The organism is Aeromonas sp. Prich7-2, assembly GCF_017939255.1.
Taxonomy (GTDB): domain Bacteria; phylum Pseudomonadota; class Gammaproteobacteria; order Enterobacterales; family Aeromonadaceae; genus Aeromonas; species Aeromonas caviae.
Window position 1 is genome coordinate 1 of the sequence record NZ_JAGKRI010000176.1, and the last position, 1496, is coordinate 1496.

Here is a 1496-nt window from a genome sequence, read left to right on the forward strand (position 1 = left end):
TGGTCATGCTCTTACTTTGTGGGCTCTTGCGGCGGTGCGCCGTTAGAGGTGATCAAGCAATACATTCAAAACCAGCGGGGCTGACGCCCCGGCGAAATTCCCCTCCCACCTACGTCGGAGGGAGTCCCCTTTCGCATTTAAGATGGCAGCAAGCGGGAGGTATGCAGCATCGTCCACAGTGCCGAGCGCAGTACCCTCTATGTCACCGACGTGACGCCCGGCAAAGTCACCGCCAGCCGTTGATCCCTAACCGGCGTTCAGAAAAGAGTGGCCATTGAAATCGAAGGCGCTGCGCCCCTCCTCGGCCAGCGCCATCTCCTGCAACACCTGGAGTGCCATCTTGTTGCCCTTTTGCGAGGCCTGATAGAGCCACTGCTTCGCCTCGGCCAGTTCAACCCGCCCGTTGACCCCCATCAGTTGCAGGATGCCCACCTTCAGCATGGCGGGCACATCACCGTTCCTGGCTGCCAGCTCCATCCAGCGAAACGCCTCGTGCAGATCCCGCTTCACCCCGGCCCCGCGCAGATAGACCTCTCCCAGCCGATACTGGCCGAAAGCGTCCCCCGCCTGCGCAGCCTGACGATAGAGTCGGATGGCGCGATCCATATCCTGCTCGCTCCCCTGCCCCACTTCATGGCTCCAACCCATCAGCGCCTGTGCCCGTGGCTGGCCCTGCTCCGCCAGCGGCGTCCAGATCCGGGTCGCCTCATCAAAGTGCCCTGTCCGCCAGGCGCGGTTGGCCGCCGCCAGCTCCTGCTCAGTGGAGAGCGGGATCAGACGCCAGATGACCAGCGCAATGAGGGCGATGAAGAGCCAGCGGGCGATAGTAGGTTGCATGACATTTTCCGTGATCTGGTTCGCATTTCGTCTATGTAAACGAAATGTAGCAACAGATCAAGCAGGAGATCACCTGGGTTCACCCTCTTTCATGGGGTCGCTCTTTGCGAACTTGCAGTTTGACGGGCGACACAGCAAAATAACTGTATATATAAACAGTGCATTGGTGATGTGATGGCAGGACGAGGCGCGAACCACAATGTCGAGCACCGCTTCAGCGGCCCGCAAATAGAAACCGTTGACGACGGCTGGAGTCAGAGCGACTGGGACGCGGCATTTGCCGCCAGCGCTCCCCGCACCGAGGTGACGGAGATCAGCGCCCGCAGCATCATCAGCTACAACGATTCGCCGGATCTTCCCTTCAGTCGCTCCATCAATCCCTATCAGGGGTGCGAGCTTGACATCCTCCCCCACCTTAGCGCTTCGCGTCACAGGAGGGGGATTCCCATTACTGGGTGATAGCTGCTCGCGCAGTACCGGGTTCCTGCTTCATCGGGCGGCCTGATTGCACCACGCCTCCACAGGCTAAAACGGCGTGTCCCGCCGCTAAAATATTGCGAGCGCCGTTCACATCGGCGTTTGCCTCATAACCACACGCAGCGCATTTAAACTGGCTTTGCGTCTGGCGGTTATCCTTCGCAGTATGCCCACAACAGGCG

The 1496-nt window shown here is 60.0% G+C and carries 3 protein-coding genes and 1 pseudogene; 2 read left to right on the forward strand and 2 right to left on the reverse strand.

Annotated elements, in window-relative coordinates; all coding sequences use genetic code 11:
* Window positions 1–84, forward strand: an 84-nt coding sequence (locus tag J9892_RS20425; protein WP_210538448.1) for a transposase, incomplete at its 5' end; no start/stop codon positions are given.
* Window positions 85–246: 162 nt separating this feature from the next.
* Here the strand turns inward: J9892_RS20425 and J9892_RS20430 are convergent.
* Window positions 247–837 carry a tetratricopeptide repeat protein gene (locus J9892_RS20430; protein WP_052815418.1) on the reverse strand — a complete coding sequence of 197 codons (591 nt, stop codon included), beginning with the start codon at window positions 835–837 and terminating at the stop codon, window positions 247–249.
* Window positions 838–1011: 174 nt separating this feature from the next.
* Between J9892_RS20430 and J9892_RS20435 the strand changes: the two are divergent.
* Window positions 1012–1233: pseudogene (locus J9892_RS20435) on the forward strand (radical SAM protein); the annotation flags it as partial.
* Window positions 1234–1285: 52 nt separating this feature from the next.
* On the opposite strand, the gene J9892_RS20440 reads toward J9892_RS20435, so the two are convergent.
* The coding region (locus J9892_RS20440; protein WP_210538798.1) for a zinc ribbon domain-containing protein at window positions 1286–1496 on the reverse strand (211 nt) is incomplete at its 5' end.